Consider the following 264-nt stretch of genomic DNA (forward strand, 5'->3'; position numbering starts at 1 on the left):
CATGGAGGGTGCTGAGTTCAAATGTTCCTTTAAACCTCGATGGTCGAAGTATGGTAAGTGGACCCCATTGGCGACTAATAAATACGGCTCGGATGTCGCCTTAGCTGGTCAGCACGGAGACGGATTGATTTTTATTTTTCCTCAGATTTCCGATAAAGCGAGCTTTATTGCAGACCTCGTTGAGAGCGTGTTACCTGAATATTTGCCTAATTTATTTCCAGATATCGAAAAAGGAAAATGGACCCATCTACCTGAGTATGAACT

1 protein-coding gene is annotated in these 264 nt (G+C 43.2%); it reads left to right on the forward strand.

Annotated features, from left to right (window positions below):
- Positions 1–67: 67 nt before the first annotated feature.
- Positions 68–264: hypothetical protein (locus AAEY83_RS15910; RefSeq protein ID WP_351060512.1), on the forward strand; the 197-nt coding region annotated here is incomplete at its 3' end.

This window comes from Psychrobacter sp. TB20-MNA-CIBAN-0197 (genome assembly GCF_040309765.1).
Taxonomy (GTDB): domain Bacteria; phylum Pseudomonadota; class Gammaproteobacteria; order Pseudomonadales; family Moraxellaceae; genus Psychrobacter; species Psychrobacter submarinus.